Annotated in this window: 19 protein-coding genes, 1 tRNA gene and 4 pseudogenes; 13 read left to right on the top strand and 11 right to left on the bottom strand. The window is 44.7% G+C overall.

The window, feature by feature from the left end; genetic code table 11:
* The first annotated feature begins 29 nt into the window (after positions 1-29).
* The 4 genes and pseudogenes from murI (at position 30) to DXE31_RS07670 (ending at position 2,249) form a co-directional block, all read left to right on the top strand.
* Positions 30-836, top strand: coding sequence for a glutamate racemase (gene murI, locus DXE31_RS07685; protein WP_114698377.1), 807 nt, complete (start codon positions 30-32; stop codon positions 834-836).
* A complete protein-coding gene (locus DXE31_RS07680) occupies positions 833-1,306 on the top strand; it encodes an energy transducer TonB (RefSeq protein WP_231969470.1) in 474 nt (157 codons plus the stop codon). The genes murI and DXE31_RS07680 overlap by 4 nt, the downstream gene beginning before the upstream one ends.
* 257 nt (positions 1,307-1,563) lie before the next feature.
* Positions 1,564-1,728: a MotA/TolQ/ExbB proton channel family protein gene (locus tag DXE31_RS12990; protein WP_415078100.1), complete on the top strand. Its 165-nt coding sequence runs from the start codon at positions 1,564-1,566 to the stop codon at positions 1,726-1,728.
* 123 nt (positions 1,729-1,851) lie between these two features.
* Positions 1,852-2,249 (top strand): annotated as a pseudogene (locus DXE31_RS07670) (ExbD/TolR family protein).
* A gap of 556 nt (positions 2,250-2,805) precedes the next feature.
* Here DXE31_RS07670 and DXE31_RS07665 read toward each other — a convergent pair.
* Positions 2,806-2,894: transfer RNA gene (locus tag DXE31_RS07665), tRNA-Leu, on the bottom strand.
* A gap of 418 nt (positions 2,895-3,312) precedes the next feature.
* On the opposite strand from DXE31_RS07665, the gene DXE31_RS12200 reads away from it, so the two are divergent.
* From DXE31_RS12200 to DXE31_RS13110, 6 genes and pseudogenes are all read left to right on the top strand, one after another.
* Complete coding sequence (locus tag DXE31_RS12200) at positions 3,313-3,897, top strand: penicillin acylase family protein (RefSeq protein WP_269460605.1); 585 nt, start codon at positions 3,313-3,315, stop codon at positions 3,895-3,897.
* A gap of 140 nt (positions 3,898-4,037) precedes the next feature.
* Complete coding sequence (locus DXE31_RS12195; RefSeq protein ID WP_269460604.1) at positions 4,038-4,316, top strand: penicillin acylase family protein; 279 nt, start codon at positions 4,038-4,040, stop codon at positions 4,314-4,316.
* Between the two features lie 247 nt (positions 4,317-4,563).
* A pseudogene (locus tag DXE31_RS11610) lies at positions 4,564-5,235 on the top strand (penicillin acylase family protein); the annotation flags it as partial.
* 104 nt (positions 5,236-5,339) lie between these two features.
* Positions 5,340-5,525 carry a penicillin acylase family protein gene (locus DXE31_RS12190; RefSeq protein ID WP_331852012.1) on the top strand — a complete coding sequence of 62 codons (186 nt, stop codon included), beginning with the start codon at positions 5,340-5,342 and terminating at the stop codon, positions 5,523-5,525.
* A gap of 84 nt (positions 5,526-5,609) precedes the next feature.
* A complete protein-coding gene (locus tag DXE31_RS07655; protein ID WP_114698376.1) occupies positions 5,610-6,014 on the top strand; it encodes a surface-adhesin E family protein in 405 nt (134 codons plus the stop codon).
* A gap of 474 nt (positions 6,015-6,488) precedes the next feature.
* A pseudogene (locus DXE31_RS13110) lies at positions 6,489-7,197 on the top strand (formyltetrahydrofolate deformylase).
* 18 nt (positions 7,198-7,215) lie between these two features.
* Here DXE31_RS13110 and DXE31_RS12510 read toward each other — a convergent pair.
* From DXE31_RS12510 to DXE31_RS10570, 3 genes are all read right to left on the bottom strand, one after another.
* On the bottom strand, positions 7,216-7,401 hold the full coding sequence (locus DXE31_RS12510) for a hypothetical protein (RefSeq protein ID WP_331852040.1): 186 nt from the start codon (positions 7,399-7,401) through the stop codon (positions 7,216-7,218).
* 68 nt (positions 7,402-7,469) lie between these two features.
* A complete protein-coding gene (locus DXE31_RS12185; RefSeq protein ID WP_269460602.1) occupies positions 7,470-7,592 on the bottom strand; it encodes a hypothetical protein in 123 nt (40 codons plus the stop codon).
* An 85-nt stretch (positions 7,593-7,677) separates the two neighbouring features.
* Positions 7,678-8,121, bottom strand: a complete 444-nt coding sequence (locus DXE31_RS10570; RefSeq protein ID WP_197712201.1) for an aminotransferase class III-fold pyridoxal phosphate-dependent enzyme — start codon at positions 8,119-8,121, stop codon at positions 7,678-7,680.
* A gap of 58 nt (positions 8,122-8,179) precedes the next feature.
* Between DXE31_RS10570 and DXE31_RS07630 the strand changes: the two genes are divergently transcribed.
* From DXE31_RS07630 to DXE31_RS07615, 3 genes and pseudogenes are all read left to right on the top strand, one after another.
* A complete protein-coding gene (locus DXE31_RS07630) occupies positions 8,180-8,653 on the top strand; it encodes a nuclear transport factor 2 family protein (protein WP_114698373.1) in 474 nt (157 codons plus the stop codon).
* Between the two features lie 20 nt (positions 8,654-8,673).
* Positions 8,674-9,490, top strand: a pseudogene (locus DXE31_RS11600) (NAD(P)/FAD-dependent oxidoreductase); the annotation flags it as partial.
* Between the two features lie 285 nt (positions 9,491-9,775).
* Positions 9,776-10,081, top strand: coding sequence for a gamma-glutamyltransferase (locus DXE31_RS07615; protein WP_415077917.1), 306 nt, complete (start codon positions 9,776-9,778; stop codon positions 10,079-10,081).
* On the opposite strand, the gene DXE31_RS12180 is transcribed toward DXE31_RS07615, so the two are convergent.
* The 7 genes from DXE31_RS12180 to DXE31_RS07575 form a co-directional block, all read right to left on the bottom strand.
* Positions 10,078-11,406, bottom strand: a complete 1,329-nt coding sequence (locus DXE31_RS12180) for an ATP-dependent DNA helicase (RefSeq protein ID WP_114698372.1) — start codon at positions 11,404-11,406, stop codon at positions 10,078-10,080. The two genes, DXE31_RS07615 and DXE31_RS12180, sit on opposite strands and share 4 nt — an antisense overlap.
* A gap of 67 nt (positions 11,407-11,473) precedes the next feature.
* Positions 11,474-11,848: a hypothetical protein gene (locus DXE31_RS07605; protein WP_114698371.1), complete on the bottom strand. Its 375-nt coding sequence runs from the start codon at positions 11,846-11,848 to the stop codon at positions 11,474-11,476.
* A gap of 243 nt (positions 11,849-12,091) precedes the next feature.
* Complete coding sequence (locus DXE31_RS07600) at positions 12,092-12,343, bottom strand: hypothetical protein (protein WP_114698370.1); 252 nt, start codon at positions 12,341-12,343, stop codon at positions 12,092-12,094.
* 166 nt (positions 12,344-12,509) lie between these two features.
* Positions 12,510-12,908 (bottom strand): hypothetical protein, encoded by a 399-nt coding sequence (locus DXE31_RS07595; protein WP_114698369.1) that lies wholly within the window; start codon positions 12,906-12,908, stop codon positions 12,510-12,512.
* Positions 12,909-12,931: 23 nt separating this feature from the next.
* Complete coding sequence (locus DXE31_RS07590; protein WP_114698368.1) at positions 12,932-13,171, bottom strand: ATP-binding protein; 240 nt, start codon at positions 13,169-13,171, stop codon at positions 12,932-12,934.
* Positions 13,172-13,394: 223 nt separating this feature from the next.
* A complete protein-coding gene (locus DXE31_RS07580) occupies positions 13,395-13,601 on the bottom strand; it encodes an STAS domain-containing protein (RefSeq protein ID WP_162785572.1) in 207 nt (68 codons plus the stop codon).
* 280 nt (positions 13,602-13,881) lie between these two features.
* Positions 13,882-14,112, bottom strand: a complete 231-nt coding sequence (locus DXE31_RS07575) for an STAS domain-containing protein (RefSeq protein WP_114698365.1) — start codon at positions 14,110-14,112, stop codon at positions 13,882-13,884.
* Positions 14,113-14,183 lie beyond the last annotated feature (71 nt).

Raw genomic sequence — 14,183 nt, 5'->3', positions numbered from 1 at the left:
CAGTGACAACTGAGTAAGCGCAGTCAACATTGGCACTTGTTGGGGTATTCGATTCTGGCGTTGGAGGCTTATCCATTTTGGATGAGGCTCTGCGCCAGCTTCCCCAAGATGATTATATCTATTTAGCCGACTCAGCAAATGCGCCTTATGGTGAAAAATCGAGCGACTGGATAGCTTCGCGCAGCCTCTCCTTATGCAAGTTTCTAGCCAGCAAAGGATGTGATGCAATAGTTGTGGCTTGCAATACAGCCACTGCCGAAGCTATAAAACAAATCCGAGCAACATTATCAATTCCTATCATCGGCGTTGAACCTGGCATCAAGCCTGCTGCCATGCAATCACAAAATCATATTGTGGGCGTACTTGCTACCGAGGCAACTCTCAAGAGCGATAAATTTAACGCCCTTTTAGCAACCCTACCTAGGGATTGTCAGTTCATCGAACAATCTGGTGCGGGACTTGTTCTCTTGATTGAATCTGGTAAGGCTGATAGTGAAGAATCCTTGGAATTATTAGCCAAACACCTAGAGCCCATTCAAGACGCCGGTGCCGACACTCTAGTACTCGGTTGCACTCACTACCCTTTTTTAAGAAAAGCCATTCGCAAGTTACTAGGTGAATCGATAACCTTAATTGATACAAGTGATGCAGTAGTAAAGCAACTTAAAAGACAGCTAGATACTCTAGAGCTCAAAAGCAACACAGTCACATATGGAACCGTTACCTTCGTCAGCAGTAAAGATGAATCCTCCTTGCTATCACTGGCAAACAATTTAATGTCTGTCGACCTGACTTTGCACCCAACGCATGCGCGTATTCTGAGTGACGTGTCATGACTAATTTAGTTAGTCCTGAGTCAGTTAATAAGAGCCAGCAGACACCCACCACCCCTCCTCCAAAACCCAAGGAGGAGAAGAAGTCGGTACAAGAAAAGCCGAAAGAAAAGTTGGCTGAACAGTCAAGCCCTACTCAGGGTCAGCAAGCTCCCCAGCAAAACCAGCCCCAGACCAAGTTTGAAAATCCGCCTCCGGCTGCTACAGTAGCCCCCGCAACCAGCAGGGGTGCCAGCGGCACCCCTATTCAAACTGACATTGGTAAACTAGCCATTTTCTATCAACCCGACGCCGATGCTGATTACCTTTCGTTTTCAAAACGCTCTGGAGAGCAAGGTGCAGTGGTTGTTCGCCTCATTATTGATGCAAGCGGAAGCGTAGAAGATGTTGCATTACTGCAATCAAGCTCTTTTCCAAGATTGGATCGTGCGGCAACAGAAATTGGTAAACGTTATCGCTTTAAACCTTTTTAGGGCATGGTTCACCCCAAAAAGTTTCCACTAATCTTTTAATCAAATTTAATCTTAAAAATCAATTTATATACACCATGTGACATAGCTAATCTCTGGCTTGAAGGCGATGTTGTTACACGCTTTGTGGCAATCGTTCTATTACTCTGCTCTATTATTACTTGGGTAACTTGCTCACTCGACTATAGGACTTGCGCAACCTACGCAAACTGCCACCCAAGCTTGCACACTTCTGGCGCGCTCCCTCATTTGATCAAGGGATGCAGTCGTTTAGTAATCACTCCATCAATCCGTATTCTCATACAGGAGCAATCTCACTGTTCATCGGCTTGTTGGGTACCTTTTGGGGTATCTACCACGCCCTGATTGCCATTAGCAGTTCTGAAAGCGCACAGATAAGATCAAGTTGCTGGCCCCATTGGTGAGGCACTGAGATTGAATGTCCTCAATCATGCGAATAAACTCTTCATCGCGGATTTAAATTGCTTTGGCAATGATCTGTTGGCCTACTTTATAACTGGTGCCCGTGTGAACTCTGGGGAATAGTGATGTCTTTTCATATGCAAAACGACCAAAAAGACGACAGCATCATATCGGAAATTAACATGACACCCATGGTTGATGTCATGTTAGTACTCTTAATTATTTTTATCATCACCTTACCCGTACTTCAGGAAATGAAGTAAAACCAGAATCCATTCAGCTATCAATTGATGCTAATGGCCAAATATTTTGAAATAGCACTCCAATTGACTTAAAAACATTTGATGGCTATGCAGTAAAGATCTCAAAAAAGGATCCCCAGCCAGAAATCAATTTGCGCGCTGATAAGTCTGTGAAATATGAGTATGTCGCTCAGGTTTTAGCCGCCTCATGTCACGCTGGCCTAACCAAATTGGGCTTTGTAACCGAACCAAACTCAGGCTTTGTGGAAGCGCTTGTCTAAGCCACTTACCTAACCTTGTAGGGCGCTTTCGCAAGAAGGTAAGTCTCTTCACTAGTGTGGGTGCCGTTTCCAATTGTTGCACCCAAGATGCCGCTTTGTATTTTTTCGGCTTTTTTAACTTGCCAGTTACCGGGTCAAGCATAATGTTAGTCATTACACTATCAACAGGATATGAGACTCCCATCAACTCTTCTGGTGCACACTTGGCCTCTATCGAAACCAAAATATTGGGGCGAGACAAAGTGATGTTTTGAACCACTTGGGTACCAAACGCATCCGACTGATCTAAATCACGCCCATCTAGAAATATCTTGGCTTTTTGACTTCTCGAAGCGAGCATCATTTTCATTTCATACTCCTCTGGGAAATTTCTCTCCACTCGCTTGCAGTTGAATTCAAGAACATCGACAGCCCATGCAGTCAGCGCTGGGAAAACCAAGCATGAGCAAAGGAATACTTTAGATAAATTCATTTTGCGGTAAGTAAGCTATTTAACCCAACAGCCTGATGAGATTAACAATTACTGTCATTTGGTGAAATGAAGCTTCAAGTGTCTTGGTGCCCGAGGCCGGAATCGAACCGGCACGACTTTTTTGGGTCGGCAGATTTTAAATCTGCTGTGTCTACCGATTTCACCACTCGGGCCCGCACTATTTACCAACAAAGCTATCCCATAAAAATCAAGACAGAAAGAATTCTAGCATGCAAGCCTTGGGCAGGCCCCTACACCCCTTTTGGCCCCAGCACCTGAGGCTAGACTAAATCCAGCATCTAAAATACTTTGATGAATCTACCGAGAAAATCAACTGGGTTGGGCAAGCTGTTACTGCTCAGCTTATGGCTTATTGGACTATGTTCGATAGCCTGCATCACAGCCCTCTTGGCGTATCTTTATTCGGCACAATCTAATATCTCCAGTAAGCGGACAATCAAAAGTCTGGGTGATGCTATTGCCATCACTTTTAATGAAGTCGATATACCCCATATCAAAGCCAAAAGTCAGGCCGACGCCTACTTTGCTTTATGATATTGACATGCTTCTGAGGGCTCATGGCAACTGGAGATGAATCGTCGCATTGCCAGTGGACGTCTTTCTGAAATCTTAGGCAAAGACACTGTCAAGATAGATCGCTTTGTACGCACGCTTGGGATCAAGCGAGCTGCAGAACGACAATTTGATCACTACCCTGTTGCTGCTAAACGATTACTCCAAGCATATGCCGACGGTGTCAATGCTGGCAATGCTGGCAATGCGCAATTAGGATGGGCACTACCCGTAGAATATTTATTGACGGGATCTAAACCAGGTCACTGGTCTCCAACTGATAGTGTTGCCTGGATGCTCGTGATGGCTTATGACCTCGGAGGAAATTGGCAAAAAGCGTTACAAAGGCTTGAGCTTTCCCAATATCTCACTACCAAACAAGTTTGGGAGGTAATGCCGCCTTATGAGTCAGATGAGCCCATAAGTAATATGGACTTTGCCAAGCTCTATAAGGACATGAATGTCTTTCACCAAAAGACAGGTCCTGCAGAAAGTAAACCTCAAAATTTACCCGCAACCGAGTTAAGTCAATGGGAGCAGATGGGCGGCAGAGATGGGATTGTATCAAATAACTGGGCCTTAAGCAGTAAGTTTAGTAGGTAAGTACGGGGGCAAGCCATTATTGGCTAATGATCCGCATTTAGGCCTCTCTGTACCCGTCATCTAGTACTTTGCGCATCTTGTGAGGCACACCCGGCTTAGACGTCATTCGCGGAACGCTTCCTGGCATCCCTGGAGTTGTTTTGGGAAGAACGGAAAAGTTTGCCTGGAGCTTTACAAATAGGGGGCCGATGTTCAGGATTTATATATCGAGCAAATCGATTCAAAAAATCCTAGCCTGTATTGTCGGCCCGATGGTTTACTTCCTTTTTAAAGTACGCCAAGAAATCATCGACATCAAAGGCGAGCCCTCTTTAACCTTTCTGGTAAAGAAAACTTGTCATGGGCCTGTTATCTCTGATTCTCATGCAAAAGCGAAACGCACTATTGATACCAGTCGTTACGCTTTAGCGTTACGTTAGCCTGCTCTTGATATCGATAACCAATCCGTAGTGGGCTTATTGGATATGAACCGAGATCACCGATCTGGATCAATTTAAAGAAGCGCTGCGAAAAAATTACGCTCCTATGTAAAACATAGGAATCGCAGATATCGAAGGTAATATTGCCTATCAGGCCCCTGGGGTTGCCCCAAAAAGCACTCTGCATCATGGCTGATACGGCGTAGCACCAGCGCCTGGCTGGGAGAAACAGTATAACTGGAATGGAATGGCTATCTATGTTCCGTTCGAACAACTTCCCGCGAACCACAATCCCGAGCAAGGCTGGCTTGCCACCGCTAATCAAAAAATCATTTCGGTTAATGATCCCAACCCTCTCACAGGCGATTGGGAAATGCCTACGCGGTTTCATCGCATAGTAGATTTAATTCAGTCCAAATCAGTTCATTCACTGGATGATATGAAGGTCATGCAAGGGGATACCTTATCACTTGGTGCCACCCCTCTATTAGACCTATTTAAGTCCAGCCAATCCCCTCATCCACTAAATGCAAAAGCAATGGAGATAGGCCGTAGCTTTGATGGTGACATGAAAGTTGATAGCGTAGACGCGCTGATTTTTCATGCATGGGCTGACCAGCTGACGCGCAATCTATTTTCTAGATTGAATTATTTATTTAGCGAAAATTATGGGTCACGTAACGATCGCGCCTTACTTCTCAATCAAGCGCAAAACCCGAATAGTCTTTGGTGTGATGATCCAAAGACTGAACAAGTGGAGACCTGTCAAGAATCGTCAAATAACGCACTGGATCAAGCGTTAGACTACCTAAGTAATGCCTATGGCAACGATCCTTCAGCATGGAATTGGGACAACGCGCATATCGCCATCTCAGCACATCGTCCTTTTAGTAAAGTTCCACTACTCAGAAATCGCTTTAATATTCGTACGCCCTTCCCAGGTGATAGCTTTACGGTAAACGTTGGGCGCCTTGAGCTTCTGCAAACCAATAATCCCTATCAAAGACTACACAGGCGCCAAGTTTGCCTACCATCTATGATTTGTCAGATCTTGAAAGATCGCTCTTCATTTATCAAACAGGTCAATCAGGCTGGGTGCAAAGTAAGTTTTATCGCAATTTAAACTCTTTATGGGCCAATAATCAGTCTCTGCCATTACAAATGAAGCCAGAAAAAGTAAATCGCCAGCTTGAGTTAAGCAATCAGTAAATATTTCAGCAATATTGGCATAGTAGGGATAGCCGTTTAAAATACCAACGGATCTTCACAGTCACCTCTTAGGACTCCACTTACATGAAATCACTTATCACCTTTCTAGCTATTACTATTACAGCCCTTATTAGCAGAAATGCGTCAGCTGCTTGGCAAGAATTGGGACAAAATGATTTATCCGTTGTGTATGTTGATACAGCTACACTACAAACCCACGATGGGAAAGCGCAAATCATATCAATGTTAGATTTTAAAAAGCCGGGGCAAGATCCGCAAACTAAAGAAGTAGTGAATTCGATTATTGGGTTAAATGAGTATGACTGCTCTAGCGGACAATATCGCCCAATTGAATTTAAACTCTTTGCCGAACAACAAGGAAAAGGTAAAGTTGTATTTGATCAAAAAACTCCTAATAGCGTATTTGAAACTATCGAAAATGGTTCATGGGCCGCTGGAGTCTTCAATGTTGCTTGTCGAGCTAAATAAGCTATTGTTTCGCGTATAAGCCCTTATATTTGGATTGCCGTAGTTATTAGCACTCTCGGATTTTTAGCGGGATGTGCTGCACCATTAGCGGCCATCAGTACTGCGCGGGGACTACTCGCAGTATAATAAGCCCCTTATAAGCAGTAAACACAGCCGGAACGGCCGTAGTTGCTAATCCGGGTACTGCGGCAAGCCTAGCCGCTAAGAGCAAATCTCCCTTGGAGCATGCTGCATCTGCAGCCACAAAGAAAGAGTGTAGTTTTTTCACTATCATCGCTTCAAAGCCCATCTGTATTGAGGGGATATTGCCAACCGTAACTGACAAAAGCGAACCCTTAAGAAGTCCAGCGGATATAATTTCAGACCCCTCCAAGTAATAACTGAATTACTTATGCGGTCTATGCACCGATCAGACTAAAATAAATTTTATGATTCATCTATCCTCGATTTAATATGGCCAACGAAAATTAATATCTGACCATCACCTGCCCCAATAAACCTGGCATCGTTGATGCAGTCGCTACCTATATTTTTGAACAAGGCGGGGATATTGAAGAAGCACAACAGTTTGATGACAAGGCATCAAAACGCTTCTTTATGCGTGTGAGCTTTAGTTGTCCTGCCAGTGTCGATAACTTGAGAGCAGGATTTTTAGCAATCGCCAATCGCTTTGCGATTACCTGGGCATTACGTGCCGTCAAAGATCTTAAGCGCGGGTTAATCATGGCATCAAAGCTAGACCATTGTCTCGTAGACTGACTGTATCGTTGGTGAATGACCAATGATTATTTTCGGCATAGTCTCCAATTACCCTCGAGAAGTATATACCAGCATCGACTTTGCTGATATTCCGTTCTCTCCACCTGCCCCGTTACACCAAACTATCTGGCCGTTGCATCAACGTACATCACTCTTTCTTGTCTAGCTTTAAAGGCACCAAGCCCTATCATCAAGCTCATGCTCGTGGTATTAAGTTAATTGGTGCGACTGCACACTTCGTGATTTAGATGAAGGCCCAATTATTGAGCAAGACGTTACTCGAGTAACCCACGGGGATACGCCAGATGATTTAGTTCGCAAGGGTCGAAATCTAGAACGTACTGTTTTATCAAGGGCTTTACGTTACCACTTGCATGATCGTGTACTAATTAATGGCGCAATCTCTGTTGTCTTTTCTGATTAATCGAAGAATCCTAATTCTCTAAGGCCGAACGCCTGGGGATTGAGATTGAAAGGCGATGAGCGCTGACCATGCCAAAAGATCTTTGCTCGCGTATGCTAATGCAGGCATCGATTTTTTTACGTCGCCATGACAAGAGCTGCATGACTTATTTTGCGGACCTAACTTTTGCTGCCAGAGAGACTCTCCATCACCCACCCAAAACATAGCAGGATTGAATAATGGATCGTCCTGCATAGCCTTTCACAACTGGATTGTTGGCGTTGGGAATAAGGTTACGCAACTGCAGAATCACCCACCTGAACCACCTTCTTTACACCCTTCATTGATTGCCCTTTCGCAGCATCGTAACTTTTCACTTTGCCACCAAAAACGGGAGACTGCTTGATATTGGCCACCAACATGCCAGGTAACTTTAGGTCAATGGCATATACCTATCTACCTGTTACTTTATCGGCTGTACCGTCAATACGGTTAACTGACTTACCAATTAGATTCCACTCTTTTGAATCTTTTAGGGGCACCTCTAATTGCGAAGCAGCAACAGATACCTTGCCGAACTAACATCATGCGCGCAGCAGCACCGCTCTTGCGAACATACTGTTCGGAGGTGCGAATACCTCGGCTTCCGCCAGTAGAATAGCTGCCACAGACTTTATTGCGCTTGAGATTCTCTCCTGAATTAGTGAAAAATACCTTGTCCAATCCTTTAGGCGCCATCTGAGCAATTCGATTGGCGAGACTGAAAGTAGTTTCACTAGCCATCTGAAAAGCTGGACAGTCATCCATTGACTCAAACTGTTTTTGGATAGCGGCCCCAATACGTGGCTCAACATGCCCCAATGGGGAGCACCATAGTCCTGATAGGCCGTCGAATAACTTTCTTCCGTGATCGTCAAAATAGTAAGCACCCTTGGCTGACTGCATGATCTTAGGGTAATGTTGAAAGTAGCGGTTTGGAGTAAATGGCAGCCAATAGGCTGACATGTCAATCGACTTAGATGCGGTGCTGTTCATACTGGTCTCAAATATTTTTTTCTTGATCGAACCTATTGTGCCTTTTAATGATGAAGTTTCGGTAGCTACTTTGGCAGAAGAATTTAGCGCAGCCTGGAATAGACATGACATTAATGCCCTAATGAGTTTTATGAGCGATGACTGCGTATTTCACGCTGCAGCCGGTCCAGATGCTTGTGGTGTACGACACGTTGGTATGGGAGCAGTAAACGTGGCTTTTGAAAGTGCTTGGCTAAATTTTCCAAATGCACAGTGGATTAATGACCGACATTTTGTCCACGGGAACTTTGGTGTTTCTGAATGGCCCTTTGTTGGAACCGCTCTTGACGGGGCACGAGTAGAGGCGGACGGTGGTGTTGATATCTTCACTTTTAAGAACGGTAAGATTCAATTGAAAAATGCCTGCCGCAAGAAGCGGCTGCACTTACCAGCAGCAAAATAATGAGGAATGCCCTAGACTGAATCCTCACGAGATACGATCCGCTATACAACCCACTTACCTCTCCTCTAACCCCGGATATGAGCCGAGCTATTGGGTAGCAAGCGCAGGTATACCGCCCGATACAGATGGCCGGCCCTGTTAATGGAAACTTAGAGGCAGAAGTTGTGGTGATTGGTTCAGGGTCAACTAGTGTCTCTACGGCACTATATTGAGCTCAAGAACATGGCATACAAGCGGTTATTCTGGAGGCCAACCAAACCTCGGGGGGATGCTCCAGTCGGAGCGGCGGACAAAGGCAGAATGCTAGCGGTCGACTATCGCGCTCCCAATGGATTGATCGTTGGGGATTAGATACTGCAAAAAAATTAGACCGAGAAATATTCTCTGGATTTGAAAATTTCAAGGATCTAACAAGTCAAATTAATTGCGACGCCACAGATGGTGGACATCTCTATGTAGCACATCGCCCAGAAAAAATGGCTTATCATTCAAAATGAAGGGAAGATCCGAACAGAAATAACAGATACCCGCACCCTTCGCTTCTATTACCGCCTTCTTAAAGATAATCGACTGCAATTAGGGAGCCGCAGTTCAATCAGTGGCGCTGACGCCAACTCACCAGAGCATCTGAAATTACTAACGGATGCAATTGCTCGTAAATTTCCACCACTAACTGGTATTGCAATCGATTATTCATGGTGGGGCTGGGTAGACGTGAGTCACAATATGATGCCTCGCATTACTCGACCCGATCCTCAGTAAAATATTTGGTATGCCGTTGGCTATGGTGGCAATGGCGTTTCCTTTTCCACCTGGGCTGGCAAGCGCTTAGCAGAAACGCACTAGAAATTAAAACTCATACGAAAACTCGTACAGAAATACTCATAAAGGCTCATATGAAACTCGCATACAACGAAATCAATCGTATTTTGTACTTGGTATCGACCTGACTCTAGGCCTGGCGAATGCCAGCACATCGGCACCCGAATACTGACTGGCCAAAAAAACCGATTCAAATGATTCCCTCCTTCCCTACTGGAGGATCAACCGATGTCTTTGCACGAAGTATTTCAGCCCCGCTTGGAGAGTCTCTCGGCCAAGCCGTAGTCATCGAGAATAAGCATGCGCTTCCGCTTAGAAGATGGTCATCCAAATCAAGTTGCGCCCGGTAAGCGCCCTTTTCACACAATCCTGCCGGCCATCCTCACCAAGGATGGCAAACCGACAATGGCGTTTGGTGTGATGGACGACAATATGCAGCCCCAAGGACATATTCAGTTTGTGATGCGCTTTGTAGATGAATATCTTAATCCTCAAGCTTGCTCAGACGTACCACGTTGGCGAATTGATGATTTAGGTAATTTGACTGTTGAGGCATCAATGCCGTCAAACGTAGTTGAAGGATTAAGAGCGCTCGGACACACTTAAGTTGCAGGTAAGCAGTTAAGATAAAAACGCTTGATCTCTTGATCACAACTCACATCCCGTGGTTCGATCGGCCTTTGCAAAGAAATACCTTCAATTGTTTTGCAACGACTCAGCGCTACATACACCTGCCCTGACGCAAAGACTCCCGATGAGAGGTCTACCTTTACTTTATCGAGAGTTTTACCCTGACTCTTATGAATTGTAACTGCCCAAGCTAGCATAAGAGGAATCTGCACATAAGTGCCAACAATGCTTGGTGAAATTTTTCCTGACATCATGTCGTGATCGTAGCGGTAAGATTCCCATTGGTGACCGGTCACTTCGACTGTATTAGCATAAGGTCCGTTTTGCACCACCACTTTTACTTTATCTGGCAATAACTTACGCACCACCCCAATAGTGCCATTCACCCAACGCTTTGGAAATCCTGGGTCAGTTGCCGTAAACATCACCTTGGCTCCAACCTTCAGGACAAGATTATTCGGTGATGGCAAGTTACGCGCATCGACATTAAATTTTCCGGTAGATTTACCAACGTAGACTTTAGCTTCAGTGGCAATAGCTCGTAATCCTGCACCATTAATTTGATCTGCGCGTGCATTAGTCGTTGTCAAAGTAATCGTATGTTCATCAACTTCAACATCTTGGCGAAAGCACTGCGCATTTAAGGTATCGATAGCTTCATCGACATCTTGATTAATACGTATGCGATTAAGCAAACTGGCAAAGTGTTCATCCTTTTGACGAAAGATCTTCGAGAGCTCGACCATCGTGACGTCTTTGCGATGTAATGCCATTGCGCAGAAGAAATAAGGTCCTTCATACCCTCGGTTTGCCAATACCTCCATGTCTGCACTTGAAACGACTGGAGGCAATTGGAATAAATCACCCACAAACACCACCTGAATTCCGCCAAAAGGCTTTCCTTTTTGCGGTCCATTTTCACGCAGAAATAGATCCATGGCATCGACAACATCTGCTCGTACCATCGAAATCTCATCGATGATGAGCAAACAGATATCTTTGTAGAGTCGCTTATTCCGCAGCGGCTTAATATCCTCTTCGGGAAAAATTAAGCGTGGTGGTAGGCGGAAAAATGAATGAATTGTCGCCCCCTTAACTTGTAGTGCCGCTACTCCAGTAGGAGCAACTACAACGACATTTCCAGGAATGGTTTCTCGGAGGTAACCGATTAAAGTTGTTTTACCAGTGCCCGCTTTACCGCTGACAAATATATAAGGGTCTTGGCGTTCAATGGCTTCGATTACTGTCTGGTAATCGGAGGTAATTTCAATCTCAGATGTCTCTACAGCGGAACTAATCATCCCCTATTGTTTCACAGCATCAGCCACGCACCGAAATCCAATATAAACGACGGCGATATCGCCTGGCTTAGACTCCACGTCTGATTCCTCTGCTGCCTTTCCCGCCCATACCACCAAGAGGCGCCACGGGTAATGAAACCACCATTTCTTTTGGTAGAAGTCCATTCCCAGACATTACCCCCATGTCATGCAGACCATTGACACCGGGTTTAGTGCTTCCTGCGAGCACATGTCCAGTTCCACGGTTTAAAGCGCCTGCAGGCGCTCGACCTTTGTAATCACCACAGCCCCTCAGACAATGTGAGGGAGTTGGTCGGCAAGCGTTTACTGTAGTAACGACACACCATCTCTGCTTCTTTTTGATTAAGATGAACTTTGCCGGTTCTAGATCTTTTGCAGCAGCGCCGTATGGGGTCTTCCATGTCCATCCAGGCTTTTGCACAAATCCACCTTCATAGGTAAGTCCGCCACTGTTTTTTCAGCTGCACTGACAGAGTCGTTGCAGCAAAAGGCTTGACATCGGCAATCGTCATCTCTATTTGCTTCCCAAATTTTCTCTGGAGCACATGCACACTCTAAAGGATTTTGCAAACTTTTGCTCAAAATGTCGTGGGATGCTCACGAAAGATGGAGTTTACCGTTATCGCGGCAAAACTGATGGATTATTGCTGATAAGCGCTATTGGCTACAGCTGAACTTGCTTGAAATTTTCTAAAGCTTGGTCAAAGTCATAATTTTCGATGCTTTTCATGACCTGCTTTAACTGTAAAGCGATCGGGTCGGCATGGGCTTGCTCCAAAATTTCATTTAAGCAGTCCACAGCATCTCGATCGCTCTCCTCTAATAGCGATGATTTGAGTAGATGTAATTTGCTCTGGAATTCTGCTGGATTAATTGCACCCCTTTGCGTACTTTCGCCCGCAGTACTAGCAATCATACCCTCTAAACTGGCAATAACAGGCTCTAATTCCAGAACAACCTTAGAGAGAAGCGCTTGTGGATTTGTGGAGGACTTGCTTTATCTTTACAGACCGCTTCGAGCTCTGCTGCAGCCAGCTGGATTCCTTTGGCTCACTAGGCTGTAGGCAATCTTTTCTGCTGACTCATAAACAGGGTATCGAACAAATTGATTGCCCGCATGATCTGAAATACCGTCGGTCCACATCATCAAAATTCCAGAATTCACCAACACAGCGATTAGCTCCAGTATTCCCGATACCAAGAGATTGAAATGTTTGTGAAGCAATATCAAGTAATAGCAATCCAGCCGCTGCGCCAAGAGTTCCAACTAACACCTTATGTAAGCCAGTCATCAAAACCGATAGATCTCTGCAAACATTGTCTGCAATGTATTTAGAAATCATTGCGCTAACTTCATGCGATTTTGGTCCATGACCAGATACATCCGCAATCTCTAATAGCAGAGAGCCCTTAAAATCAATGACTAATATTGCATCTCCAGAAACATGCTCTCCAGGAATGGGACGGTTGTATACACCCACGTCATATAAGGCATGTTTTTCTTCTATCGGTTTTTTTCAATTGAACTGATTGATCTAGTTAAATCAATGTCATTTTTATTGCCGCGTATACGCTTTCGAACATATACAATCATGTTTTCCTCTGACTCAGACTCCATAGCAAATTCATCGGCCATACGTCTTACACCAGGTAGACCAAGACCAAGAGTGTTACCCGTTGTGAAATAATCTTTCATCGCCATTGAAATGTTTGCAATGCCGGGACCTTTATCTTCAGCCCACATTTCAATATCTAAGGTTCTATCGCCCTTTACTTAAGCCATCCGAATTAGACCCCTACCTGCATACTTAATAATATTCGTAGCTAACTCTGAGACCATAGTGCCGATAAGAGACCGATCAATTGAAGAGGCGTCTTTTATGAATAAGGGATTTATCACTCGACTCACTGTAATTTGCACGTCCGTCATATCACTTAACAGAAATACGGTGGTTTCCGGCTTTGACTTAATTTCTTGATGCGGCATCGGTGATTCCCAGCTTCTCAAGTGCTTCATTCAAATCAAGAGCAGCACTTAAGCCCGTTGTTTGCGTATGATTGGCAATCAGGTGTAAGACAATCCCGGGCTGTATTCCCACAAACATGGATTGAGCACCCAAAATAGAAGTCATCTCAGAACCAGTCTTTAAACCCTCAAATTCAGTAGTGTCCATGAATTTCAAGGCTGACATTTCAAAAATGATACTGTGAGGCAGCCCTTTTCGTGGACATCCCTCAGGACGACTCTGCGTACCTCTTCAAGCCCTCCGCCAGACAGTTTTTTACTTTCGTTGCAACAACGCTCGAAGAGTTTGTACTAGACATGAATCAATTCTATGGCTGAGTATTAATGAGTATTGCCAAGTAGTTATCGATCAACTCCTACCACCTTGAGAGCACGCTCGAAAAAGTCTCTCACAGTGGCGGTGGTTTTCACTTCACTAATGCTGATGCCTAATTCAACCAAAGAATCATCGTCTCACAACCCATTAACTGCGTTGCCTCAGTAATTTTGATGAGTTGATTGGAAACCTCAGTATCCATTGCACTAACGCCACTAATATCCCATACAAAGACTTTAGCTCTGCTCTTCATTAAAGCCTTGCTTCCTGCAGCAATCTTCTCTCTTTGGATGCGAGAGATTTCCTCAATCACCACAAAGCTGTCCATAAAGATCAACTTCATGATTCAGCACTATCTTTTAAGGCGGATTTGATGGTCCGTATACGATCAACTAGGGATTTTCCTGACATGGA

It is taken from the genome of Polynucleobacter necessarius (genome assembly GCF_900095185.1).
GTDB lineage: Bacteria > Pseudomonadota > Gammaproteobacteria > Burkholderiales > Burkholderiaceae > Polynucleobacter.
This window is presented reverse-complemented; position numbering and strand designations above follow the sequence as displayed.